The sequence below is a fragment of the Moritella sp. genome (genome assembly GCF_013215705.1).
Taxonomy (GTDB): Bacteria; Pseudomonadota; Gammaproteobacteria; order Enterobacterales; family Moritellaceae; genus Moritella.
In genome coordinates, this window is record NZ_JABSQR010000005.1 from 153,621 (window position 1) to 177,551 (window position 23,931).

General features: G+C 40.5%; 23 protein-coding genes. 16 read left to right on the forward strand and 7 right to left on the reverse strand.

The genetic code is table 11. The features are described from left to right. The first annotated feature begins 8 nt into the window (after positions 1-8). From HRT96_RS02585 to HRT96_RS02645, 13 genes are all read left to right on the forward strand, one after another. The gene (locus HRT96_RS02585) at positions 9-497 is read left to right on the forward strand and encodes a chemotaxis protein CheW (protein WP_006030788.1); all 489 of its coding nucleotides are present in this window, start codon (positions 9-11) and stop codon (positions 495-497) included. Positions 498-580: 83 nt separating this feature from the next. Next, positions 581-994, forward strand: a complete 414-nt coding sequence (locus HRT96_RS02590) for a DUF2802 domain-containing protein (protein WP_043993954.1) — start codon at positions 581-583, stop codon at positions 992-994. 61 nt (positions 995-1,055) lie between these two features. Continuing rightward, on the forward strand, positions 1,056-1,730 hold the full coding sequence (gene ccmA, locus HRT96_RS02595; RefSeq protein WP_293151772.1) for a cytochrome c biogenesis heme-transporting ATPase CcmA: 675 nt from the start codon (positions 1,056-1,058) through the stop codon (positions 1,728-1,730). A 1-nt stretch (position 1,731) separates the two neighbouring features. After that, positions 1,732-2,400 carry a heme exporter protein CcmB gene (ccmB, locus tag HRT96_RS02600; RefSeq protein WP_293132297.1) on the forward strand — a complete coding sequence of 223 codons (669 nt, stop codon included), beginning with the start codon at positions 1,732-1,734 and terminating at the stop codon, positions 2,398-2,400. Positions 2,401-2,498: 98 nt separating this feature from the next. Continuing rightward, a complete protein-coding gene (locus HRT96_RS02605; protein ID WP_293151776.1) occupies positions 2,499-3,239 on the forward strand; it encodes a heme ABC transporter permease in 741 nt (246 codons plus the stop codon). Position 3,240: 1 nt separating this feature from the next. Then, positions 3,241-3,447, forward strand: coding sequence for a heme exporter protein CcmD (ccmD, locus tag HRT96_RS02610; RefSeq protein ID WP_293151779.1), 207 nt, complete (start codon positions 3,241-3,243; stop codon positions 3,445-3,447). Next, positions 3,444-3,923, forward strand: coding sequence for a cytochrome c maturation protein CcmE (gene ccmE / locus HRT96_RS02615; RefSeq protein ID WP_293151782.1), 480 nt, complete (start codon positions 3,444-3,446; stop codon positions 3,921-3,923). The genes ccmD and ccmE overlap by 4 nt, the downstream gene beginning before the upstream one ends. 11 nt (positions 3,924-3,934) lie before the next feature. Then, positions 3,935-5,899, forward strand: a complete 1,965-nt coding sequence (locus HRT96_RS02620) for a heme lyase CcmF/NrfE family subunit (protein WP_293151785.1) — start codon at positions 3,935-3,937, stop codon at positions 5,897-5,899. Positions 5,900-5,913: 14 nt separating this feature from the next. After that, positions 5,914-6,462, forward strand: coding sequence for a DsbE family thiol:disulfide interchange protein (locus HRT96_RS02625; protein WP_293151788.1), 549 nt, complete (start codon positions 5,914-5,916; stop codon positions 6,460-6,462). A gap of 9 nt (positions 6,463-6,471) precedes the next feature. Next, on the forward strand, positions 6,472-6,939 hold the full coding sequence (locus tag HRT96_RS02630; RefSeq protein WP_293151790.1) for a cytochrome c-type biogenesis protein: 468 nt from the start codon (positions 6,472-6,474) through the stop codon (positions 6,937-6,939). A gap of 1 nt (position 6,940) precedes the next feature. After that, positions 6,941-8,218: a c-type cytochrome biogenesis protein CcmI gene (ccmI, locus tag HRT96_RS02635; RefSeq protein ID WP_293151794.1), complete on the forward strand. Its 1,278-nt coding sequence runs from the start codon at positions 6,941-6,943 to the stop codon at positions 8,216-8,218. Positions 8,219-8,430: 212 nt separating this feature from the next. Then, entirely contained in the window at positions 8,431-9,192 is a 762-nt protein-coding gene (locus tag HRT96_RS02640) for a hypothetical protein (protein WP_293151797.1), read from the forward strand. Between the two features lie 133 nt (positions 9,193-9,325). After that, positions 9,326-10,465 carry a cupin domain-containing protein gene (locus tag HRT96_RS02645; RefSeq protein ID WP_293151800.1) on the forward strand — a complete coding sequence of 380 codons (1,140 nt, stop codon included), beginning with the start codon at positions 9,326-9,328 and terminating at the stop codon, positions 10,463-10,465. 271 nt (positions 10,466-10,736) lie between these two features. On the opposite strand, the gene fusA is transcribed toward HRT96_RS02645, so the two are convergent. The 3 genes from fusA to HRT96_RS02660 form a co-directional block, all read right to left on the reverse strand. After that, positions 10,737-12,824 carry an elongation factor G gene (fusA, locus tag HRT96_RS02650; RefSeq protein WP_293151803.1) on the reverse strand — a complete coding sequence of 696 codons (2,088 nt, stop codon included), beginning with the start codon at positions 12,822-12,824 and terminating at the stop codon, positions 10,737-10,739. 240 nt (positions 12,825-13,064) lie between these two features. Continuing rightward, on the reverse strand, positions 13,065-13,580 hold the full coding sequence (locus HRT96_RS02655) for a DUF3087 family protein (RefSeq protein ID WP_293151806.1): 516 nt from the start codon (positions 13,578-13,580) through the stop codon (positions 13,065-13,067). Between the two features lie 275 nt (positions 13,581-13,855). Further along, entirely contained in the window at positions 13,856-15,202 is a 1,347-nt protein-coding gene (locus tag HRT96_RS02660; protein ID WP_293151809.1) for a DEAD/DEAH box helicase, read from the reverse strand. Positions 15,203-15,520: 318 nt separating this feature from the next. Here HRT96_RS02660 and HRT96_RS02665 point away from each other — a divergent pair, with 318 nt between their 5' ends. Further along, complete coding sequence (locus HRT96_RS02665; RefSeq protein ID WP_366050976.1) at positions 15,521-15,727, forward strand: cold-shock protein; 207 nt, start codon at positions 15,521-15,523, stop codon at positions 15,725-15,727. A 135-nt stretch (positions 15,728-15,862) separates the two neighbouring features. After that, positions 15,863-17,257, forward strand: coding sequence for an ATP-dependent RNA helicase DbpA (dbpA, locus tag HRT96_RS02670; protein WP_293151812.1), 1,395 nt, complete (start codon positions 15,863-15,865; stop codon positions 17,255-17,257). A gap of 93 nt (positions 17,258-17,350) precedes the next feature. On the opposite strand, the gene glpC is transcribed toward dbpA, so the two are convergent. The 4 genes from glpC to HRT96_RS02690 all read right to left on the reverse strand — a co-directional run bounded on the left by glpC (position 17,351) and on the right by HRT96_RS02690 (position 22,648). After that, the gene (gene glpC, locus HRT96_RS02675; RefSeq protein ID WP_293151815.1) at positions 17,351-18,559 is read right to left on the reverse strand and encodes an anaerobic glycerol-3-phosphate dehydrogenase subunit GlpC; all 1,209 of its coding nucleotides are present in this window, start codon (positions 18,557-18,559) and stop codon (positions 17,351-17,353) included. Positions 18,560-18,572: 13 nt separating this feature from the next. Further along, positions 18,573-19,916: a glycerol-3-phosphate dehydrogenase subunit GlpB gene (glpB, locus tag HRT96_RS02680; protein ID WP_293151818.1), complete on the reverse strand. Its 1,344-nt coding sequence runs from the start codon at positions 19,914-19,916 to the stop codon at positions 18,573-18,575. Next, positions 19,906-21,549 carry an anaerobic glycerol-3-phosphate dehydrogenase subunit A gene (gene glpA, locus HRT96_RS02685; RefSeq protein WP_293151820.1) on the reverse strand — a complete coding sequence of 548 codons (1,644 nt, stop codon included), beginning with the start codon at positions 21,547-21,549 and terminating at the stop codon, positions 19,906-19,908. The genes glpB and glpA overlap by 11 nt, the downstream gene beginning before the upstream one ends. Before the next feature lie 169 nt (positions 21,550-21,718). After that, positions 21,719-22,648: a LysR family transcriptional regulator gene (locus tag HRT96_RS02690; protein WP_293151823.1), complete on the reverse strand. Its 930-nt coding sequence runs from the start codon at positions 22,646-22,648 to the stop codon at positions 21,719-21,721. 198 nt (positions 22,649-22,846) lie between these two features. On the opposite strand from HRT96_RS02690, the gene HRT96_RS02695 reads away from it, so the two are divergent. Then, on the forward strand, positions 22,847-23,566 hold the full coding sequence (locus tag HRT96_RS02695; RefSeq protein WP_293152113.1) for an SDR family oxidoreductase: 720 nt from the start codon (positions 22,847-22,849) through the stop codon (positions 23,564-23,566). Positions 23,567-23,931 lie beyond the last annotated feature (365 nt).

A 23,931-nucleotide genomic window follows, 5' to 3' on the forward strand; every position in this document is an offset into this window, starting at 1 on the left:
ATAAAAACATGAGTCAGTCTCGAAATCTAGTTGAAAACGTAGCTGAAGATGAAGTGCTACAATGGGTTACATTCAAGTTAGAGAATGAAATCTACGGTATTAATGTAATGCAAGTACAAGAAGTATTACGTTATACAGAAATTGCTCCAGTGCCGGGTGCACCAAACTACGTAATTGGTATCATCAACTTACGTGGTAATGTCGTGACTGTGATCGATACCCGTGTTCGTTTTGGTTTGATGCCATCAGAAGTGAGCGAAAATTCACGTATCGTTATCATCGAAGCCGAAAAACAAGTGATTGGTATTCTTGTTGATGGTGTTGCTGAAGTCGTCTACCTACGTTCTTCAGAAATTGACATGGCTCCGAGTGTAGGAACCGATGAAAGCGCTCAATTTATCCAAGGTGTATCAAACCGTGACGGCGAATTACTTATTCTTGTTGATTTGAATAAGTTTTTAAGTGATGACGAATGGGATGAATTAAGCGGTTTATAAGTTTAATCTAATTTCTATCTAGAAAAGCACTGTAATGATTGTTACAGTGCTTTTTTAATTGCTTTTTTATTGAAGGACTCAATATGCTTGCTTTGATTTTGTCTGGTGCTGCGCTGACTGTCGCGATTGCCGCAGTTATTGGTTGCGTTGTATTATTCCGTAAGTTAACTAAATTGCAGGCAACACATAGTTTGCTACTTAAAGACTTATCTAAATCAAGAGAGTCACTGCAAAAACGCATCATTGAGTTAAGCACATCGAATATTAATCTTGGTGGTGCAATTCAGGGTGTGGCATCGGAATTACAACAAACTAAGTTTCAACAAGATGAAATGAAGGAAGAGATGACCACGCACGAGCAACAAGATCCAGATAGCCGTTTTTATACGCGGGCTGTGAAGCTAGTTGAATTAGGTGCAAGCCTTGATGAAATCATGCGTGAGTGCGAACTACCACGGGCAGAAGCAGAATTATTACTAAACTTCCATAAAAAATAACATTTATTACCTATAATTGACCAGTTATTTGATGTTGCTTAATTATGCTTAAAGCTGGAATATGTTAACATTCTTGCAGGTTGATGCTGGAAGAATACAAAATATGTTAGAAGTTGTTAAATTAAGCTGTATACGTGAAGATAGCGTGTTATTTTCTGAACTCAGTTTCACTGTATCTGCAGGTGAAATGATCCAAATTGAAGGCCCAAATGGGGTAGGGAAAACAAGCTTACTGCGTTTACTCGCCGGACTCTCATCACCAGCCGATGGTCATATTCTTTGGCAACAAACGGATACCTTAGATGATCGTGAAAGCTATCATCAAGACCTCCTCTATCTCGGTCATTTACCAGGTGTAAAAGCAGAACTGACCGCCTTTGAAAATCTATTTTTTTACCATGCAATGCATAAAGCTGTCGCCAAAGAAAAAGTTTGGGACGCGCTTGCACAAGTCGGACTTGCTGGTTATGAAGATCAATTAGCTTGTCACCTTTCAGCCGGACAGCAACGTCGTATTGCTTTAGCACGGTTATGGCTGTCGGATAAAAAATTGTGGATTCTTGATGAGCCTTTTACTGCTATTGATAAAAATGGCGTGAAAGTATTAGAGCGTTTATTTTTAGCGCATGCCGATAATGGTGGTAGCGTTATTTTGACTACGCATCAAGATCTACAGTTCTCAGCAGGACGTTTACGTAAGATCACCTTAACCCGTCAACACTTAACTGAGTATTAATATGTTTGCTGTTTTTATACAGGTGATAAAGCGTGAATTAATCACGGCTTTTCGTCGTAAATCAGATATTTTAAATCCACTGTGGTTTTTTATTATCGTGATAACGCTGTTTCCATTAGGCATTGGTCCAGAGCCAAACCTATTATTACGTATTGCGCCAGGCGTTATCTGGGTTGCAGCTTTATTATCGGCTCTGTTGTCGATGGAACGGTTATTCCGTGATGACTTTCTTGATGGTTCGTTAGAACAATTAATGTTAACAAATACACCATTAGGGGTGATTGTTACCGCTAAGGTCGTTGCGCATTGGCTGCTGACTGGTTTACCCATTTTATTTGTATCACCTTTGTTAGCGGTATTTTTATCATTAGATGCGAATACCTTCATGGCGACTTTCATTACCTTGTTACTCGGTACGCCAGTACTGAGTTTTGTGGGTGCGATTGGTGTGGCCTTGACGGTTGGCTTACGTAAAGGTGGCGTATTATTGAGTCTGCTGATCTTACCGTTATTTATTCCAGTATTGATTTTTGCAACCAGTGCCATTGATGCGGCAAGCTTTGGTGTATCGTATGCTGGCCCTGTGGCTATTTTAGGTGCGATGCTCGCTGCATCGGTTACTTTATCACCGTTTGCCATCGCTGCATCATTACGGGTTAGCCTGAGTTAAATCGTTAGTTAAAGCTTTTAATTAAAGAAAAGTAAAGTTAGTTTCAATCACTGTTTAGGTTCATATAATTGAGCCGTTATTTATGTAGAGAGTTTAATATGTGGAAATGGCTCCATCCTTATGCAAAACCAGAAAGAAGTTATAACTTAGCCGGTAAAATGCTGCCTTGGTTTGCACTATTTAGTGCGGTATCACTGAGCATCGGAATGATTTGGGGTTTTGCATTTGCGCCCGCTGATTATCAACAAGGCGATAGTTTCCGTATTATTTATCTGCATGTACCTGCTGCCTCCTTGTCTATGGGTGCTTATTTAAGCATGGCTATGGCTGCGTTTATTGGTCTGGTATGGCAATTGAAAATGGCAGATATGGCTGTTGCTGCGATCGCGCCAATTGGTGCTGTCTTTACCGCAATTGCATTGTTCACTGGTGCTGTATGGGGTAAACCTATGTGGGGTGCTTGGTGGGTATGGGATGCGCGTTTAACATCTGAACTTATTCTATTATTTTTATACCTTGGCGTTATTGCCATTTATGGTGCGTTTAGCGATAAGCTGTTAGCGGGTCGTGCTGCTGGTATCCTTGCCTTAGTCGGTGTTATTAACCTACCAATTATCCATTACTCAGTTGAATGGTGGAATACACTACATCAAAAAGCCACTATTAGTAAATTCGATAAACCGTCAATGGATACCGATATGCTATGGCCTTTACTGATTAACTTATTAGGCTTTGGTTTACTGTTTGGTACCTTGACCTTGATGCGCTTTAGAAATGAATTAATTACCCGTGAGTCGCACAGACCTTGGGTGAAAAAATTATTTATCGAGGACAAGTAACATGCAATTTGATAGCTTTTCAGCTTTTATAGCGATGGGTGGTTACGGTTTTTATGTCTGGCTTGCGGTGGCTTTTAGCACACTGGCATTAGGCTCATTAACCGTTGCTACGATTGTCAAACGTAGCCAAATTATTCAAGAAATTAAAAATAAGCATCAGCGTATCGAGCGTATGCGTGCTGCTGAAAAAATGGAGAATACGCTATGAATCCAAGACGTAAAAAACGCTTATCTATCGCTCTGGTGATTATCATTGGTTTAGGGAGTATGACTGGCCTTGTTCTTTACGCGTTAAAGCAGAACATTGATTTATTCTATACCCCGACACAGCTCATTGAAGGTTTAGGTGAAGATAAAGTCAAACCTGAAATTGGTCAGCGTTTACGTATTGGTGGCTTAGTGATGCCGGGTACCGTCAAACGTAATATGGAAGATCTTAAAGTTCGCTTTGTACTCAGTGATGATGGCGGTGGTCTGGTAACACTGGAATATGAAGGTATTTTACCGGATTTATTCCGTGAGGGGCAGGGTATTGTTGCTCAAGGTGTATTGAAATCAGCAAACGTTATCGCGGCGTCTGAAGTACTCGCTAAACATGACGAAGAATATATGCCACCCGAAGTTGCAGAAGCAATCAAAGGTATTAAGCATATGAAGCCAGAATACGGTAACGAAACTAAATAAGGTAGTTTGTAATGATCCCTGAGATTGGACATTTTAGTTTAATTGTCGCAACGGCGTTGTCGTTCTTGCTGGCAATTTATCCACTTATAGGCGCAAAGATTAATCATCCTGGGATGATTAATAGTGCTAAACCATTAGCCATTATGCAATTATTGCTAATGAGTCTTTCATTTGTAATTTTAGCTTACGCATTTGCGACTGACGATTTTTCAGTTGGTTATGTAGCAACTAACTCAAATTCACTATTACCGATACAGTATAAAATCTCTGCGGTCTGGGGTGGTCATGAAGGATCATTATTACTTTGGTCTTTAACCTTGGCTATTTGGACTGCCGCAGTTGCAATATTTAGCCGTGGTATTCCTAAGATTGCACTGGCTCGCGTACTTGCTGTGATGGGTATGATTGCGATTGGTTTTAACTTGTTTATCTTGTTAACGTCAAATCCATTTGATCGAACTTTGCCTTACTTACCGCTTGACGGTAACGACCTAAATCCATTGCTCCAAGATGTCGGCTTGATTTTCCATCCACCGATGTTATATATGGGTTATGTTGGTTTCTCGGTTGCTTTCTCTTTTGCTATTGCAGCATTAATGGCTGGTCGCCTTGATTCTGCATGGGCGCGTTGGTCACGTCCTTGGACGCTGGTTGCTTGGGTATTCCTAACCTCAGGTATCGCACTGGGTAGTTGGTGGGCTTATTATGAACTCGGCTGGGGCGGTTGGTGGTTCTGGGATCCAGTAGAAAATTCATCATTTATGCCTTGGCTTGCTGGTACTGCATTGATTCATTCGCTGGCGGTAAGTGAAAAACGTGGTGTATTTAAATCATGGACCGTTCTATTATCGATTTCGGCATTTAGTTTAAGTCTATTGGGTACTTTCTTAGTACGTTCGGGTGTACTGGTCTCTGTGCATGCGTTCGCCTCTGATCCTGCTCGTGGTTTGTTTATTTTAGCCTTCTTAATTGCGGTGGTTGGTGGTTCATTACTGCTTTATGCAGTGAAAGGTTCAGAAATTAAGAGCCGTGGTAAATACAGCTTGTTCTCTCGAGAAACCTTCTTGTTAATGAACAACGTATTATTAATTGCTGCGCTATTAGTTGTGCTGATTGGTACCTTGTTACCACTGGTACATAAAGAATTGGGTATGGGCTCGATTTCAATCGGTGTACCATTCTTTAATAATATTTTCTTCTATATCATGATCCCGTTTGCAATCGCACTGGGTGTCGCACCGTTATTACGCTGGAAGAAACAAGACGCAGACTTACGCCCATTGTTTATCCAGTTAGCGGTAAGTGCTGTAGCAAGTATTGTGTTAGCGGTTGCATTACCTGCAATCTTTGCGGATAAGATTAAAATTGTTGCGGTTGTTGGTTTTGCATTAGCATTCTGGGTGATTATCACCAGTTCGATCGAAGTCTATATACGTGCGACTCATCGTCATAGCTTTGCTTCTGGTGTAACGAAACTTGGACGTAGTCATTGGGCTATGGTACTGGGTCACGTTGGTCTAGCGATGATGTTGATTGGTATTTCTGCAACACAGAATTACAAAATTGAAAAAGACATACGTATGGTACCGGGTGATGAAGTCGTCTTTGCTGATTACTTATTCGAATTCGAACGTATTGGTGAAGCCAATGGCTCGAACTACGAAGGTTATAAAGCGGTATTTAATATCAGTAAAAACGGTAAGTTTGAAACTACCATGCACGCAGAAAAACGTAGCTATTTCGCACAGCGCAGTATGCCAATGACTGAAGCCGCGATCGATTGGGGTGTAACACGTGACCTTTACATCGCACTTGGTGAGCAGTTAGAAGATGATTCATGGGCAATTCGTATTTATTACGAACCATTTATTCGTTTCATCTGGTGGGGCGGTTTGGTTATGTCTATCGGTGGTTTGTTAGCTGTATCTGATCGTCGTTATCGTTTTGTGAACAAACGTGTAGCGAAAGCACAATAATTAGGACCCGAATAATGACTAATAATGTGAAAAAAAAGAAACAGTTAATGACACGACTCATACCCTTGATCATATTTTTGTGTGTGTCTATTTTCCTTTACATTGGCTTATTTCGTGACGCTACCGTTTTAGAGTCGACCTTCATTGGTCGACCTGTTCCTGAGTTTGCATTAAACGATTTAGTTGAACCTGAGCTACAGCACGATAAAAGTGTATTGTCAGGTAAACCTATGCTGTTAAACGTATGGGCTACGTGGTGCCCAACGTGTTACGCCGAGCATAAGTACTTAAATGAACTTGCTGAAGACGGTGTTTACATTGTCGGTATGAATTACAAAGACGATCGCAAGAAAGCGCTAAGATGGTTAGAAGAACTAGATAACCCATACAAGATCAGCCTGTTTGATCCTGATGGCATGTTAGGGCTTGATCTGGGTGTTTACGGCGCGCCTGAAACCTTTTTTATCGACAGCAAAGGCATAATTCAATTCAAACACGTAGGGGATATTAACCCGCGTAATTGGAATGGTGAGCTGAAAGCTGTTTATGAGCAGTTGAAATAAGGATTTAAGATGAAAAAATTATTCGTATTAATGACTTTAATGCTCAGTTTTAGTGCTGCAGCGGTCATTGATGTTTATGACTTTGAGACCGAAGAACAAGAAGCCCTGTTTAGAACATTAACGGCAGAATTACGTTGCCCTAAATGTCAAAACAATAACCTTGCTGATTCAAATGCATCGATTGCCAAAGATATGCGTCAAAAAACCTATAATATGGTGATCGAAGGTCAGAATGAAGATCTGATTGTTACTTACTGGATTGATCGATTTGGCAACTTTGTTTTATACAAACCGCCTGTAACCTTAGGCACTGCTATTTTATGGGTTGGTCCTGGTTTATTTGTATTATTTGGTGGTCTGATTATTGTTCGTAACAGTCGTCGTAAAGGCAGTGTTGAAACTGATGATAGCGATGATGAGTTAACGGGTGCGGAGAAAGACCGTTTGGCCAAAATTTTAAAGGATAGCGAGAAATAGCATGTTGTTATTTTGGATAGTAAGTATTGTATTGGTGATCGTTGCCGCGCTGGCATTTGTTATCCCTGTTACGGGTGCGAACAAGTTAACAGGCGCGACACGAGACCAATTAAATAAAGATCTGTATAAAAGTCGTATTAGCGAATTGGTTGACGATGAAGATCAGGGTTTGTTAGACAAAAGCGAAGAGTTTATTGATGAAATGCAACGTGGTCTATTAGATGACGTTGTTGATGAGAAAGCGACTGAAGTAAGTAAAGCTGACTCTCCATTTATCTGGCTTGCTGGTGTTATATTCTTAGTAGTCTTCTCTGTGTCTGTTTACATGGCATTAGGCGCGCGTGAAAAAATAGTGAACTGGCAAGATGTGTACGCACGTTTACCTGAGCTAACCGACCGTGTGATGAATGAAGGTGATAAAGTCACAGATCAAGAGATCAAAGACTTTAAACTGGCATTGAGTACCAAGATGAGGGAAGAACCGGATAATGAATTTGGTTGGTTATTGCTGGGTCGCTTAAACGTTGCATTAGGTGATCCAAACGCCGCATTCATTGCCATGGACCGCGCTTACAAACTCGCCCCGCTGAACACATCAATCGTGACGGGTTATGCACAAGCATTAATGCTCAGTGATGATCCAGAACAGAATAACTTAGCCCGTAAAATATTGATGGAGCTTAAACAAGAGAAACCTAACGATATCGAAGTATTATCGACTTCTGCGTTCATGGCGTTAGAAAACCAAGATTACCTTGGCGCAATCGAGCAATGGCAACGTATGTTACCGCTACTTGTTGGTCAGCCAGATCGTATCCAAATGATCCAAGGTAGTATTAAATATGCCAGAAAACAGATTGAAGCGAAAGGTGGTACTGCACCTGTAGCCACGGGTTCTCCAACTGCTATTACAACAACGGGTCCTGCGGCAACTGCCAATCAAGCGCCAGCGGGTAATGAGAAAGTGACGATCACCATTACTGCTGACCAAGCGCAGCTTAAAGGTTACTTGTATGTTTACGTGCAAGCGGCTGCGGGATCTAAAGCACCACTGGCTGTTAAACGTATCACGGATCCAACATTCCCATTAACTATCTCATTATCAGATAGCGATGCGATGATGGCACAAATGAAAATGTCACAATTTCCATCGATTAAAGTGAGCGCTAAGCTTTCTCAAGATGAGAATGTGATGACGAAAGATGATGACATCAATTCTAATGTTGTGACGGTCAATGAAGGCGACGCACGTTCAGTGACGCTTAATTTTAGTCGTTAATTTAATTAACGTGTTAGCTATTTTGTAACACGATGGTAGCGCTTGTTAATCAGCCCTGTGGAAATTACGTTATGTAATTTCCACGGGGCTTTTTAGTATCTGTTATCTGGTTTTTAAATTAAACACTGACAAAAAGTTTATGATGAAATGCCAAAAAATACCAAGCTGCACGCCCGTTGATAAGGCGTTGGACAGCATTGAAGGAGTTGTTAGTGTTAAAAGTAAGAGTGAACATTGCAGAGAAACAAGCGAAGAAGCTAATCTTTGATCTGGTGAAGTACAGTGATCACGCAAATCGAGCGTTGACTGATGGCCTAAAAAATAAAATTATCGAGCAGTGGTTTGAAGAGAACAAGTATCCCTTTAAGCGTTTAGTTTCAGAAACCCGAAACTGGAATTACACGGTGCCATTTGTCGAAAATACCATGGATAGCAAGGTCTACATCAGTGGGGAAGGTATTCTCAATGTGAATGATTACCAAGGTGAGTTTGACTCTGCGTTGGCACATCGTGACGTAACGATTAACAATGCCGACATCGCAGCGGGCTATGCAGCCTACTACGCGTGCATTACCAAGTTGTTCGCCTCTTTAACGTCATATTTATCAGTTAAAGCTGAGTCTTATAACATTGATAATGCAGACGTGATTGATAATGCAAACAAGAGCATATCTCTAGAAGACAAAATCAGCCAATGGGTACCGATATTCACCGCAGGTAAAGCGTTAGATATGAACAACAAATCTTGGGCGCTGTTTACAGCACAATTGGCTGAATGTAATGCACATACGAGCAACTCGACAGTAGCAACAGAGGGTTTATCTGCTAAGCAGCTTGCTGCAAAAGTGAATGACTTGCGCGGTGGTATTATTAGTATTATGTATGCACTGCATGTATTACTTAGCGATGAAATGAAATCTCAGTTAATTAGATCTGTCTACTTTCCTGACGTTTATGTATCCGAAGCTCCTTAGCTTTTGTTTCTAATCAAAAGTAATTTAAATAGCCCTGTAGCAATAATATCTATAGGGCTTTTTTTGTTGCTATTATTGCGAAAATACCTATGATACGCGCTCTATTACTTCGATTACTTAATGCGGGTTGACTATGTATACATTAAATCTTGATATTGCTGACTTCATGCAAAATTATTGGCAGAAAAAACCACTGTTAATTAAAGCTGGATTCAAGGACTTTATCGATCCAATCAGCCCGGATGAAATTGCTGGTTTAGCGATGGAAGAAGACGTGACGTCGCGTATGGTGTCACTTGAAGATGGTAAATGGGAAGCTAAATGTGGTCCTTTCACTGAGTTTGATCGTCTGGAAAAACCGGGCGCGGCTATTTTAGTGCAAGCAATTAACCATTGGCATGATCCTTCCGCGGAACTGGCGAATGTGTTTAACTTTATTCCAAGCTGGCGTTTTGATGACTTAATGGTTTCTTACAGCTCTGATACCGGTGGTGTGGGTCCGCATGTCGATCGTTATTGCGTATTTATAATACAAGGCCAAGGCAAGCGTCACTGGCGTGTTGGTTCTCAGGATATGAATCCTCAAGAGTTTGCTGCTAACGGCGCGTTGAAGCATTGTGAAGCGTTTGATGCCGTTATTGATACGGTATTAGAACCCGGCGATATTTTATATATCCCACCTTATGCACCGCATGAAGGTTATGCTGTTGGCGAAGCGATTAACTACTCTGTAGGTTTCCGCGCGCAAGATCAAAAAGAACTGTTAAACCACTTTGGTGATTACTTATTACAACAAGACAAAGAGTTTGTTCGTTATAGCGATCCTAAGTTACAACCACGTGCACAGCATGGTTCTATCGAATCAGGCGAAGTGCAAGGTTTAACAGACATCATGACATCATTAATGGCTGATAAAAGTGTTATGCATGACTTCCTTGGTCGTCATTACAGTGAATCAGCACACGAATTAGATTTATTGGTACCTGAAGGTGGTTACATTGCCGATTTCGCGATTGTAGTCGATGAAATTGGTATGGAGTCTTATTTGCGTAAAGTAAATGGACTGAAGACATTATATTTCCCAGAAATGCCGACGAGCTGCTTCATTGATGGCGAGCGTTATGACTTTGATGCAAGCATTGCGGCAAGTGTACAGACGTTATGTAATACCACTGAGCAAACAGCCAAAGAACTTGAAGTATTAATGGAAGATAAAGTATTTGGTCAATTGTTGATTGACTGGGTTAACTTAGGTTACTGGCACTTCGAGTAACGGTTAATACGCTGTTAGTGTGAACTAGCAAGCATTAGTTAGTAAAAAAAGTAATAGCACTAAGGCTGATGGTCTTGGTGCTTTTTTTTGTCTACGATTTACTGAGAATAGAGAATAGAGAATAGAGAATAGAGAATAGAGAATAGAGAATAGAGAATAGAGAATAGAGAATGGAGAATAGAGAATAGAGGGGTATTCATATTTTTTAGGCAAAAAATAACCCCAGTTATTTACATAACTGGGGTTAGGAAGATTAACTAAAAATAATTACTTATTTTTTAGCGTTCTCTTCTTTAACTTTAGCAATTACGCCTTCAGCTACGTTCATTGGACAAGGGTTGTAGTGTGAGAACTCCATAGAGAACTGACCACGACCAGATGTCATAGTACGTAGTGAACCGATGTAACCAAACATTTCTGAAAGAGGTACGTCAGCTTTAATACGAACACCAGTAACACCAGCCAGTTGATCTTTGATCATGCCACGACGACGGTTAAGGTCACCAATAACATCACCAACGTGATCGTCTGGAGTGAATACGTCAACTGCCATGATAGGTTCAATCAGTTGTGCACCCGCTTTAGGGATAGACTGACGGAACGCGCCACGTGCTGCAAGTTCGAATGCTACTGCTGATGAATCCACTGCGTGGAAGCCACCGTCAAGTAGTTCAATTTCAACATCGATCATAGGGAAACCAGCTAGAACACCAGTATCCATCATGCCTTTAAAGCCTTTTTCAACTGCAGGCCAGAATTCTTTAGGTACGTTACCACCAACAACTGAAGATTTGAACGTGAAACCTGTACCCAGTTCGCCGGGCTTAATGATGTAATCAATTTTACCAAATTGACCACTACCACCAGATTGTTTCTTATGCGTGTAGCTATCTTCAATTTCGTGCGTAATAGTTTCACGGTAAGCAACTTGTGGAGCACCAACAACTAGATCAACGCCGTATGTACGCTTAAGGATATCTACTTTGATATCTAAGTGAAGTTCACCCATACCAGAAAGGATTGTTTCACCTGAATCTTGGTCAGTTTCAACTTTAAATGTTGGATCTTCAGCAACCATTTTACCGATCGCAATACCCATTTTCTCAGTTGAACCTTTATCTTTAGGTGTTACAGAGATAGAGATTACTGGTTCAGGGAATACCATTGCTTCTAGAATGATAGGATTTTTAGGATCACATAATGTGTGACCTGTTTGAACGTTAGTTTTCATACCAACAATCGCGATAATATCACCCGCTTGTGCGTATGCTAATTCTTTACGTTCATCCGCTTGCATTTCACACATACGGCCTACACGCTCAGTTTTACCTGTTGCAGCATTAAGGATCGTATCACCTTTTTTCAACGTACCTGAGTAGATACGAACGAAAGTAAGGGCACCAAAACGGTCATCTGAAATTTTAAATGCTAACGCTTTGAATGTTTCTTCAGTTGATACATGTGCAAATTTACCGTTTGGCTCGCCTTCTTCATCTGTAAGCGGCTGAGGATCAACGTCAGTTGGGCTTGGTAGGTAATCAACAACAGCGTCAAGAATGTTTTGAACACCTTTGTTCTTAAATGCTGAACCACAGTAAGTTGGGAAGAAGTCCATTGTACGAGTACCTGCACGGATACAACGTTTGATGTCTTCCATAGCTGGCTCGTTGCCTTCCATGTAAGCTTCTAATAGCTCATCATCTTGCTCAAGAGCAGTATCAAGTAACTTTTCACGGTATTCTTCTACTAGTTCAACCATGTCTGCAGGAACATCAGTGATTTCGAAGTTTTCTGCTTCGCCTGTATCATCCCAAACGTATGCTTTACGAGTAAGAAGGTCAACAATACCAACAAAATCGTCTTCGATACCGATTGGTAAAACCATCACTAGTGGGTTAGCACCAAGTACGTCTTCAGTTTGCTTAACAACGCGTAAAAAATCAGCACCCATACGGTCTAATTTGTTTACGAAGATGATACGTGCAACTCGTGATTCATTCGCATAACGCCAGTTAGTTTCTGATTGTGGTTCAACACCACCAGAACCACAGAATACACCGATACCGCCGTCAAGTACTTTAAGTGAACGGTAAACTTCTACTGTGAAGTCAACGTGTCCAGGAGTATCAATAACGTTTAAACGGTGATCTTGCCAGAAACAAGTTACAGCTGCTGATTGGATAGTAATACCGCGCTCAGCTTCCTGTTCCATGAAATCCGTAGTTGATTCGCCGTCATGTACTTCACCAGTTCTGTGGATCTGACCAGTAAGTTTCAAAATTCGTTCAGTCGTTGTTGTTTTACCAGCATCAACGTGAGCGAAGATACCGATATTTCTGTATTTGGATAAATCTGCCATTATGTTCTCTATAATTTATTTATGTAAAGATTCGCGCGGAGTATATCACGTTTTTTTAGCAACAAAAAAGAGATAGCGGCTTATAAGACGGCATTTGCTGGGTTTTTTTCAATATCTATATCATTAATTCGTATTAAGGCTATAAAAATTGAATGTTTGGCTAATATCTTGGGTTTTTTTTCTAAAAAACAGGAGCAATGATAGTCGAGCCTGTTTTTTATACGCTTGTCAAAATGTGCTTTAAAACTGTTTTAATAAGCTTGGCTGGTAGTCATCAAGGGAAATGGTTAAATTCTTTTCGGCGATGAGGTTATCTAATTTAGCGATGTCAGTCATTAAACCTTCCATTGTTAATGTATTGTTGTCTAAATTGTATTGTTGCTTCGATGCCGCGTAGTAGTAATTGAGGATGGTGATGGCATCGATATCGGTGTTGTCACTGTCGCTTAATGCCATTTTTACATGATGAAGTTTGCGGTAAATTTTGTTGTTTGTTTGCTTTAGGTCCCAGACATACATGACTTCAATTAAATAGGGATGACGGCGGATAAACCTGAATGCTACCAACAAGCTAATCACACCCAGAATTACGCCAGCTAAATTTAATTTAAAATTATTCTCGTCAGCGCTGTCAAAAAAATGGATTAATACTTGGCCATAAAATAATGCAAACGCGATTAACACCGCGGTCGCGGCAATACTCGCCATGTTTAAGTGTTTACGGTAACGAATTTTGTCTATTTGTTGTAATTTCATTTACTTTCCGCTCTTGAATGAAGAGTGAATATTCTAGCAAATACGGACGTAAATAATACCAATTGCATTAAATAAGTGATCAATTATTTAGCCGGGAAAATTGATTAAATAAATTGCGAGAAGATTGAATTGGGGATCGTCAAACTTGGTGTGTAAGGGATGCTTGAAGAAGCACATTGCCTTATTATCAAAGACAATGTGCTATCCGACTATTTATTAATAAACCACTGTAAAATCAGAGGTGAATCACTATAAATAAATCATGTTAGCGGCGATTATTTCGCGCTATTGGTTGCAGAACCAGCAGGGCGACGACGGTTGCCTGTATTTGCTGATGGATTTACTTCACTGCGTGGACCTGTGTGACGACGGTTCTTACTTGCCGGTTTGTGACCACGTGAATTTTCACCTGAACGTTGACCATCTTGATGATCTCTTTTTGGCTTTTTCTCTTTTGGTGGACGAATACCCGGTGTAGTCGGAAATGAATCCATAGGTGCAAAACCGTCTATAACAACACGCTCAAGGTGCTTTTGCGTTAATTGTTCAATCGCTACAAGCTCTTTCATTTCGTCATGACAAACTAATGAGATTGCAGTACCTTCAGCACCAGCACGACCGGTACGACCAATACGGTGAACATAATCTTCTGGTACGTTGGGTAAGTCGAAGTTAACTACTTGTGGTAGTTGTACGATATCGATACCACGTGCGGCAATATCAGTCGCAATAAGTGCTCTGACTTCACCTGATTTGAAGTTCGCTAGTGCTTTTGTACGTGCACTCTGGCTCTTGTTACCGTGGATCGCTGCAGCATTGATGCCTTGCTCTTCTAAATGCTTGGTTAATTTGTTTGCGCCGTGTTTAGTTTTGGTAAATACCAACACTTGCTTCCAGTCATTTTCTTTAATTAGGTGTGTTAACAGCAGCGCTTTTTTCTTTTTATCAACCGGATGCATCCATTGTTCAACCGATTTAGCGGCAGCATTACGCGGCGTCACTGAAATTTCGACTGGATCATTGATTAAGCCTCTAGCAAGCTGACGGATGTCATCAGAAAAGGTTGCCGAGAATAATAAGTTTTGACGTTTTTGTGGTAGTACCGCAAGGATTTTACGGATATCACGTAAGAAACCCATATCCAGCATGCGATCGGCTTCATCTAATACCAAAATCTCTAATTGGTGAAAGCGAATAGCGCCTTGATTATATAGATCTAATAAACGGCCAGGCGTTGCAACTAAGATATCAACACCACGACGTAAACGCGTCATTTGTGGGTTAATTTTAACGCCACCAAATACCACTGTTGATGTTAAACGTAAGTGTTTGCTATAGACTTCAACGTTTTCTGCAATCTGTGCTGCGAGTTCACGTGTCGGCGTTAGGATTAACGTACGTGCTTGATTAGGGCGCGGGCGCGGGCCTTGGCTTAATTTTTCTAAAATAGGTAGAGTAAAACCAGCTGTTTTACCTGTTCCTGTTTGTGCCGCAGCCATTACATCCCTACCTGACAATACAGCTGGTATTGCTTGCGCTTGAATTGCCGATGGTGTGTCGTAGCCTTTTTCTGCTACAGCTTTTAGGATTGGAGCGGATAAACCGAGGTCGGTAAAACTCATATAGTGTCTCTTTATTTATGTGGTTGCTATTTATGTGCTAGTGCTTAGTATAACAGCGGTGCTGCAGGGTACATGATAGGCTGCTCAAGTGCAAACTAGTTAATTATAGTTCGTTTATATGTATTAATTAGAAATAAGACAGTTGACACTAAACCTGAAGTCTATATAATTGGCCGCAGCTTTAAGGTTAGTTTTATGAATGAATTCCATTTCGAAGTTTTTATAGTACCTCGTCCTGTTTGATCATAAGTAAGTAGTAACACTTCCAGCAACATCGGCGTATGCCACTTAAATTACTATCATAATAGGATTACAATTATGTCTAAGATCGTAGGTACAGTAAAATGGTTCAACGAAACTAAAGGTTTCGGTTTCATTCAACAAGAAAACGGCCCTGACGTGTTCGCTCACTTCAGCGCTATCGAAAGTGAAGGTTTCCGTACACTTTTAGAAAACCAAAAAGTTGAATTCAACGTTACTGATGGCCAAAAAGGTCCTCAAGCGGAAAACATCGTAGTACTTTAATTCTTTGAATTAATAGTCACTAAGATTGTTTAACTTAAATGAATTGATGATAAATCGAAACGTTTAAGTATAAAGGGCATGTTCTTCGGAGCTTGCCCTTTTTGTTTTATCTCCTATTCATTTAAGGTATGTCTTGTGAGCCAAACTAATTTTTCTTCTCTAAATTTACGTCCAGAACTTGTTTCTAATCTGGATACTCTCGGTTATACCGAAATGACACCTATCCAAGCACAAAGCTTACCGAGTATTCTTGAAGGTAAAGATGTCATTGGCCAAGGTAAAACGGGTTCAGGTAAAACAGCTGCTTTTGGTTTAGGTTTACTTCAGCGTTTAAACGTTGAACGTTTCCGTATTCAAACGTTAGTACTTTGTCCTACACGTGAACTTGCTGATCAAGTAGCGAAAGAAATTCGTAAACTTGCACGTGGTATTCATAACATTAAAGTATTAACACTGTGTGGTGGTATGCCATTTGGCCCACAAATCGGTTCATTAGAACACGGCGCACATATCATTGTTGGTACCCCTGGTCGCGTATTAGATCACTTAACTAAAGGCACGTTACGATTAGATAATCTAACAACATTTGTGCTGGATGAAGCGGATCGTATGTTAGAAATGGGTTTCCAAGACGCACTTGACGCCATTGTTGAGAAAGCACCAAGTGATCGTCAAACGTTACTATTCAGTGCCACGTTCCCGAAAAAAATCCAAGCGATTGCAGCTAAAATAATGAACAATCCAGAAATGGTTGAAGTTGCGTCAACGCACGATGACAGCACCATTAAACAACATTTCTATAAAGTAAAAAACTTTGGTGAGCGTTTAGATACAGTACGTGGTTTATTACTACTACATAAACCAGAATCAACGGTTATCTTCTGTAATACCAAGAAAGATGTACAAGATGTTGCGGATGAATTAGGCCATTTTGGATTTAGTGTTATTGCACTGCACGGTGACTTAGAACAGCGTGATCGTGACCAAGCGTTAGTGCGTTTTTCTAATAAGAGTATTTCGGTCATGGTCGCGACTGATGTTGCATCACGTGGTCTGGATATCGAGTCTTTAGACGCTGTTATTAACTTCCAAGTTTCTCATGATAGTGAAATACACGTTCACCGTATTGGTCGTACTGGCCGTGCTGGCAGTAAAGGTATGGCTTACACTATATTTGATGATAAAGAAGCATACCAAGTTGCGTTATTAGAAGATCGTTTTGGTATGATAACGCCAGAAGCATTACCACCGATGAGTGTCCTCAATGAATCCCCAATGACACCACCGATGGAGTGTATCCGTATTGATGGTGGTAAAAAGCAAAAAGTACGTGCGGGTGATATTTTAGGAGCTCTAACGGGTAAAGATGGCATTGATGGTAAGCTAGTTGGTAAAATTCAACTGTTTGATAACTGTGCGTATGTTGCTGTTGATACTAAAGTGGCTAAAGCTGCGGTACAGAAAATTGGTAAAGGTAAATTGAAAGGCCGTATGTTCCGCGCTTGGATTGTACGTTCATTTAACGATTAATCGTTAATCTTCAGTAATACTGAGAGGACGTCTAAATCATTATTTACAGTAAACTATTTACCGTAAATAAGGATCAGACGTCCTTTTTTATTATTAGTCAGGTAAACACTGCGCTAATAAACTCACCGGATGGATAGTTTCTAAGTCCGTGTTTTCGTCAATTTGCCATTTGCAGGTTTCACAATCGGTAATAGCAAAGTCAGCATTCGCCTGTTTAATCTGTTCAAACAAACCTTTACCTATTTTCATCGACACCTCGTAGTTTTCTTTTTTAAAACCATAAGTACCTGCCGAACCACAGCATTCACTGTTCAGTACAATGACCTTTAAACCGGGGATTGTACGTAACAGCTCGATAGTGAATACCGCCAGACCGCTACGTTCTAAATGGCACGGTGTGTGGTAGACAATGGTTTTATTCACGGGCTTTAATGTTGGCATATTACCGTTCATAAACTCGCGTAATAAAAATGGCGTGATAAATTCAAGTTTATTGGTAATCTTGCTGTTATCGACCTTTAATACGTGCGGATATTCTTGTTTTAAGGTTAACGAGCAAGTTGATGATGTCGATAAGATCGGGGTATTAAATTGCTCGACAGCCTCGGTCATGTGTTTAACATTAAACTCTGCATTTTTACGGGCTTTGTCATGAAAACCATTGGCGATCAGTGGCACACCACAGCATTTTTCTTTCTTCAATAATTTAACGCCGATATTCATGGCATTTAACAGCTTAACTAAATCTTTGCCGAGTTGTGGGTTGTTGTAGTTAACATAACAGCCATGGAAATAGCTGATCTGACGTTCGAACTGCGCTTGCGTTTTGGCTTGTTTTTTATACCAACCTCTAAACGAGCCAAAAGAGTATTTTGGTAACGACTTGTGTTTATCAATCGCCACGGTTTTATCCATGATAGTTTTGATGATTTTCGAACCCGTGATTTTATTCACCAAGGGTGCGACAGGAGTCGATAATTTACCGAATAAATCTGTGTGACTTAAAATATAATCACGCATTAATTTAGGATTAATCTTTTTCTTCTCAAACTTACCGCGTGCAACCGCAATAATGTCACCGACATTGACGTTGGACGGACAAGCCGTTTCACAACGTTTGCAGTTGGTACAAAGCTTCAATGCTTCGTCGTAATACTCAGGGCTTTTTAGTCTTAGCCGCTCCCCATCTGGCCCAGATTCTTTTGGCCCAGGGTAATTCGGATTGGCTTTGGCAACAGGGCAATATACGGTACAAATAGTACACTTGATGCATTTTTCAAAACGTGTTGATGCTAAGTTCATGATATTGGTCCCCTTATGCAAAGCTGTGATTGGTTGCTGGTTGTGAATTGGCATTTACCATACGTTGTTGTAATAACTGGTTTACGGCATGATAACCAGTACTAATTGCCACTCCACTGCCACAGCCTTCGGCGATTGGATCATATCCACCCAAGTTAGATCCTGCGCAAAATAGGTTGTTGACCACTTTCCCTTTTAACATCGGGTTGAATACGTGGTTGGTTCTGATCCCCAAGGATAAAAAGGGTTGTGAGTTAGCAGCAAAAAATTGTGGGTTGTACCATGTATTACGTGCTTCAAGGCTGTTCATGTCCAAATCAAAAACAGGCTCCTGCAATTTGTTATGATGACCAATTAAGCCCTTATTAAAGAAACTACCAGATGCAAAAATATAGTTATCTGCGGTTAATGGCATGGTTTCTAAATTACGGGTGTAAATACGCTTAAGGCTTAATTCACCATGGTCTTCAGCCATATCACCATGGGTTACTTGATCGCCTCTTAACAGCATACCGCCGCGTTTGATAAATAAATCAATCATGGTTTCTTCAAGACGGATCCCCAACATTGATGGTGGCATGGTCGGTACTTCATGGAAGGTTAAATTTGTTAATGCATATAACTGATTAAGTACCGAAAGCCCCATGCCATTGCCTGTGATTGCAGGGATGATCACCAGGTCATCAGGTGTTGCGATAGCGATGAGTTTAGCCGCTAATGCTTCGACTTCATCTTCGTTACTTAAGATACGCGCAATATCAATCGAACGCAGTTCGCAAGCATTACGTTTCAGTCCTGAGAATCCATCAATCGAAATGCGAACATGTGTTATTTCAACGTCTTTAAATTCGGGGACCTGCATTAAGTTATCGGTGACCATCTTCGCATTGAAATCACGGAAGTCATTAATTTGCACGACCACAATGCGTTTGATGGTATGTTCAGTTAGACGCATTGGCAGCTGCTGTATATAAGGCTGAGATAACCACGTTGATTTTAACGTACCAAGCGGGGTGATACGAAGATGATTATCGCCGTTGTCTTGCTGTATTAGTGGTATACCTGCGGTGGTCAGTAAATTTTTATACCACTCAAGGGATTCAAATACGGTCTCTTTACCTACCTTACTATAGGGATGCTCAGGAAACTCATGGATAAATTTATCAAATATCGCAGCCGGATTACGAATAACCTTGCCTGTCGGGGTATGCGAAAGTAGATCGATAGAGCCTGATGAAAAGTGCAGTGCGCTTTGACCATTTGAAATGATAGCTGTTTTTAATCCAGCTTCGAGGCTACGTAATCCTGCGGTATAACCGGCAATACCACCGCCAATAATAATGCTATCAAACTTCATAATATTCCTTATCTTCTTGTTTTTCGCCTAACTGATTAATATCAGTTGCCCCAAACAGACCCTCATACAGCCAATAGGTAAACTCGGCTTCTCGCAATGCATCACCAAATAACACGGGTTTAATGCCTTTCCAGCGTTCTTCAAAAAACTGCATTAATAATTTACTTGATTCATGACCGCTACAGTTGGCAAAGTCACAAAATAGACTGGCAGCACGATAGGTACACAGCTCACCCTGGCACGAGCCCATGCCTAAGCGAGTACGCCGTCTTAAATCTACCAAATTGGTGACATCGAGTTGTTTGATCGCGTATTCAATTTCACCAACAGACACCATTTCACATTCACAGACTATGGATTTGCCTTTGGTACTTTGATCGAAGGTGACAACAGCCGTTTCACCGTGACGATGAGTAGCCGCTTTGGTAGTAAATACGGTTTTTTTAGGTTTATTATGTTTATTAACAATAGAACCGGGCAGTGGTTGTAAATGGGTGGTACAGGTGCTGCTATTACCGAGTTTGCCAGCAATAAGATCTGTGGTCATTTCAGCCATCAAGCGACAGGTCATTAATTTCCCACCAAGAATACTACTAAATCCAGCTAAGCCATCTCGCTGTTCATGATCGAGTAATACAATACCGCGACTGATGTTTCGGCCATCACCACCGCCAACATCCACGAGTGGTCGCACGCCTGCATAAGCCCGTAAAATACGGGTTTGTGCGAGTATTGGTGCCAGTTTAGCGCCCTCTTCAATAAGAATGTTGACTTCTTTGTCACTGATCTTTAGGGCATCGATATCTTTGTAATCAATTTCTTCTGAAGTGGTACCAATTAACGAAATAGAATCGCCGGGTACTAAAATATCGGCATCGGCAGGTTTACGGCAACGATTGATAACCAGATCATTAATACGGTGTTCGAATACTAATAATGATCCTTTGGCAGGTAACATTTTCACGTTTAATTCTGCGTAGTGACAAATGTTTTTACCCCAAATTCCCGCTGCATTAATGACCTCTTGGGCATAGACGTCAAAATTTTCATTGGTGCGGGTATTAATACATTTAGCGCCGATGATACGATCACCAATGCGGATCAAGGATTTTACCATCGAATAGGTAAGCAGTTGTGCACCATGATTTTTTGCATCTAATACATTCGACGCGCATAAGCGGAAAGGATCAAGGGTGCCATCGGGGACTTTGACTGCGCTGAGTAAACTGCGATTTACATTTGGTTCAAGGTCGATAGCTTGTTGTGGTGTGAGTCTTTGGGTATTGATACCCGCGCTGCTGCAAGCATCAATGAAAGTACGTTGAAAATCCAGATCATCTTCTGGTAAGGTAATAAATAATCCGCTAGTGTCTTCGATACAGTGACTGGCGATAGTTTTTAGGATCTTGTTTTCTTGAATACATTCTCGTGCTGACTCGCTGTCAGTGACAGCGTAACGCGCGCCGGAATGTAATAAGCCATGATTACGGCCTGTTGTACCTGAGGCGATATCACCTTTATCAAGCAATATGCATGTTATGCCTCGTAATGCGCAATCGCGCATAATACTGGTGCCTGTCGCGCCACCACCAATGATCAATACTTCGCTATTGAAACGGGTTATTTTTCCCATAATTCATCCATATATTCAGGTCAATTAACTACTTATAAGTATGACTAATATATTTGTTGATGAATTGATCTTAATCATCATTGTTCGAATGAGCGTTTCTGAAGTTCTTATGCGAACATTTATACGTGAGGCCGTTTTATTACGACTAATACCCTGTTATTGGTATATTTTAAAATTGATTAAAGTGTCGGCAAATAAAATCAATTAACACTTTTAATCGTGCGGGTTGATAACGATTACGATGATAAAGCAGGAACAGTGGTACATCTGGCGAATGCCATTGTTCTTGCTCAGATCCTGATATAAGTGCTGGAGCTAAGGTATTGGCCTTAATTTCAGTGTCGCAATACAGCTCGGGTAATCGCACAATACCATTACCATTCTTAGCTGCGTTAATTAATGCGCGACCACTCTTACAACTAAAGTTACCCTTCGCGTGTATCTCTACTTCGTGTATTGGCGCATTATTGTGTTGACGTGATTTTTGATGGAAGCGCCAGCGCTTGATACTACCGGTTAAACAGTTATGTTGTTCTAAATCTTTTGGATGAGTTATAACAGCGTGCTTGGCAAGGTAATCAGGACTGGCTAACACCTGCACTTTAATGTCTGTGAGCTTTCTGGCGACCAAACCTGAATCTTCTAACTCCCCCATGCGCACGACCAAATCAAACGCTTCTGCAATCAAATCTACACGAGGACTACTAAAGTCGAGCTCAACTTCGATATCAGGATATTGTAAATTAAATTCACTGATAATGTTCGTTAAGATATCCTCGCCAATCACCCCACCAACACAGTTAATACAAATGCTGCCTTTTAATTGTTCTGTATCATCTTTAGCTGCGATCACGGCTTGGTTAATCGTTTGCAGCGAGTTAAGGCATTGCTGAAAGAATTGCTCACCAACAGGAGTAAGACGCTGTGCTCGAGTTGTGCGAATAATCAATTGCACACCTAACTGTTGCTCTAGCTGCGCGAGTTGACGGGATACATGGGCGCGAGATGACTGTAGAACTTCAGCTGCTTTGGTAAAGCTTCCTTGTTCAGCAATAGTTACAAAAGTGCGGATGTCGGCAAGAGAAGAGTTAGTTTGCATACTATGCCTGTATTGATTAAGTGGATAAAATAAACTTTTGTTATTGTAGCTTAATGCGTAACAGTTATGTTCTTTATTGTGTATATATCAACAATAATCATTTCTATATACTCTCTTTCATCCACTCAGAAGCGCCTAGATCTAACATTGAGAGATTCGTTTTTGGGTATGAATATAATCAAAAATAGAGAGTATATGATGAAAAAATTAGTCGTGATCACAGGTGCAAGTTCTGGTATTGGTGAAGCTACAGCGAAGCGTTTAAGCGCAGCTGGTCACCCGTTATTATTAGTTGCTCGTCGTGTTGAAAAACTAGAAGCGCTAGATTTACCTAACTGTTTATGTGAAAAAGTAGATTTAACGGTTCACGCCGAATTCCACGCTGCACTTGCTAAAGCAGAATCGTTATATGGTCCAACAGATCTATTGATTAACAATGCTGGCATGATGTTATTAGGTCAAATCGATACCCAACCAGCTGAAGAATTCAAAACCATGTTCGATATTAATGTGATTGCATTATTAAACGGCATGCAAGCAGTACTTGCGCCAATGAAAGCCCGTAACACGGGAACTATTATTAACATTAGTTCAGTTGCTGGTCGCAAAACATTCGGTGCGCACGCTGCTTATTGTGGTACTAAATTTGCGGTACACGCTATTACTGAAAATGTTCGTGAAGAAGTGGCAACATCTGATGTGCGTGTAATTACTATCGCTCCAGGTGCTGTTGAAACTGAATTGTTATCACATACAACTTCAGAAGATATTAAAGCGGGCTACGAAGAGTGGAAATCAACAATGGGTAATATTCTTGCACCTGATGATGTTGCACGTTCAATTGAATTTGCTTATGCACAACCACAAGATGTATGTATTCGTGAGATCGTATTAGCAAGCACACGTCAAGAACCTTAATTCTTGCTTTGATAAAAAACACAGCGATTACTGTCGCTGTGTTTTTATCATTTTTGATGATTGACTAAACCGCATAAAGTTTTGATATTAAGATGGACGTAAAGCAAGTATTAATATTAGATTGACCATTATTTTATTTTTAATTAATGTAACTCTTCTTTCTTTATAAAGAATCGATATGAATAAAAAAACTAACGGAATTAGCATTTCAATTCGTACAAATAGGTCAATAAATAGTGAATTCATTAGGTAATTTGAATTTTCAAATCTGCTATTAGAGATTTCTTCGAATCGCAGCCTAGAAGTCACAATCGTAGCAAGCCCTCCTAAAATGAATAACTGACAAAAAATAAAAAACCGATTTA

Excerpts from the sequence above, each read along its gene's own strand:
- HRT96_RS02585 (WP_006030788.1), top strand. The coding sequence starts at position 9 with ATGAGTCAGTCTCGAAATCTAGTTGAAAACGTAGCTGAAGATGAAGTG.
- HRT96_RS02590 (WP_043993954.1), top strand. The coding sequence starts at position 581 with ATGCTTGCTTTGATTTTGTCTGGTGCTGCGCTGACTGTCGCGATTGCC.
- ccmA (WP_293151772.1), top strand. The coding sequence starts at position 1,056 with ATGTTAACATTCTTGCAGGTTGATGCTGGAAGAATACAAAATATGTTA.
- ccmB (WP_293132297.1), top strand. The coding sequence starts at position 1,732 with ATGTTTGCTGTTTTTATACAGGTGATAAAGCGTGAATTAATCACGGCT.
- HRT96_RS02605 (WP_293151776.1), top strand. The coding sequence starts at position 2,499 with ATGTGGAAATGGCTCCATCCTTATGCAAAACCAGAAAGAAGTTATAAC.
- ccmD (WP_293151779.1), top strand. The coding sequence starts at position 3,241 with ATGCAATTTGATAGCTTTTCAGCTTTTATAGCGATGGGTGGTTACGGT.
- ccmE (WP_293151782.1), top strand. The coding sequence starts at position 3,444 with ATGAATCCAAGACGTAAAAAACGCTTATCTATCGCTCTGGTGATTATC.
- HRT96_RS02620 (WP_293151785.1), top strand. The coding sequence starts at position 3,935 with ATGATCCCTGAGATTGGACATTTTAGTTTAATTGTCGCAACGGCGTTG.
- HRT96_RS02625 (WP_293151788.1), top strand. The coding sequence starts at position 5,914 with ATGACTAATAATGTGAAAAAAAAGAAACAGTTAATGACACGACTCATA.
- HRT96_RS02630 (WP_293151790.1), top strand. The coding sequence starts at position 6,472 with ATGAAAAAATTATTCGTATTAATGACTTTAATGCTCAGTTTTAGTGCT.
- ccmI (WP_293151794.1), top strand. The coding sequence starts at position 6,941 with ATGTTGTTATTTTGGATAGTAAGTATTGTATTGGTGATCGTTGCCGCG.
- HRT96_RS02645 (WP_293151800.1), top strand. The coding sequence starts at position 9,326 with ATGTATACATTAAATCTTGATATTGCTGACTTCATGCAAAATTATTGG.
- fusA (WP_293151803.1), bottom strand. The coding sequence starts at position 12,824 with ATGGCAGATTTATCCAAATACAGAAATATCGGTATCTTCGCTCACGTT.
- HRT96_RS02655 (WP_293151806.1), bottom strand. The coding sequence starts at position 13,580 with ATGAAATTACAACAAATAGACAAAATTCGTTACCGTAAACACTTAAAC.
- HRT96_RS02660 (WP_293151809.1), bottom strand. The coding sequence starts at position 15,202 with ATGAGTTTTACCGACCTCGGTTTATCCGCTCCAATCCTAAAAGCTGTA.
- HRT96_RS02665 (WP_366050976.1), top strand. The coding sequence starts at position 15,521 with ATGTCTAAGATCGTAGGTACAGTAAAATGGTTCAACGAAACTAAAGGT.
- glpC (WP_293151815.1), bottom strand. The coding sequence starts at position 18,559 with ATGAACTTAGCATCAACACGTTTTGAAAAATGCATCAAGTGTACTATT.
- glpB (WP_293151818.1), bottom strand. The coding sequence starts at position 19,916 with ATGAAGTTTGATAGCATTATTATTGGCGGTGGTATTGCCGGTTATACC.
- glpA (WP_293151820.1), bottom strand. The coding sequence starts at position 21,549 with ATGGGAAAAATAACCCGTTTCAATAGCGAAGTATTGATCATTGGTGGT.
- HRT96_RS02690 (WP_293151823.1), bottom strand. The coding sequence starts at position 22,648 with ATGCAAACTAACTCTTCTCTTGCCGACATCCGCACTTTTGTAACTATT.
- HRT96_RS02695 (WP_293152113.1), top strand. The coding sequence starts at position 22,847 with ATGAAAAAATTAGTCGTGATCACAGGTGCAAGTTCTGGTATTGGTGAA.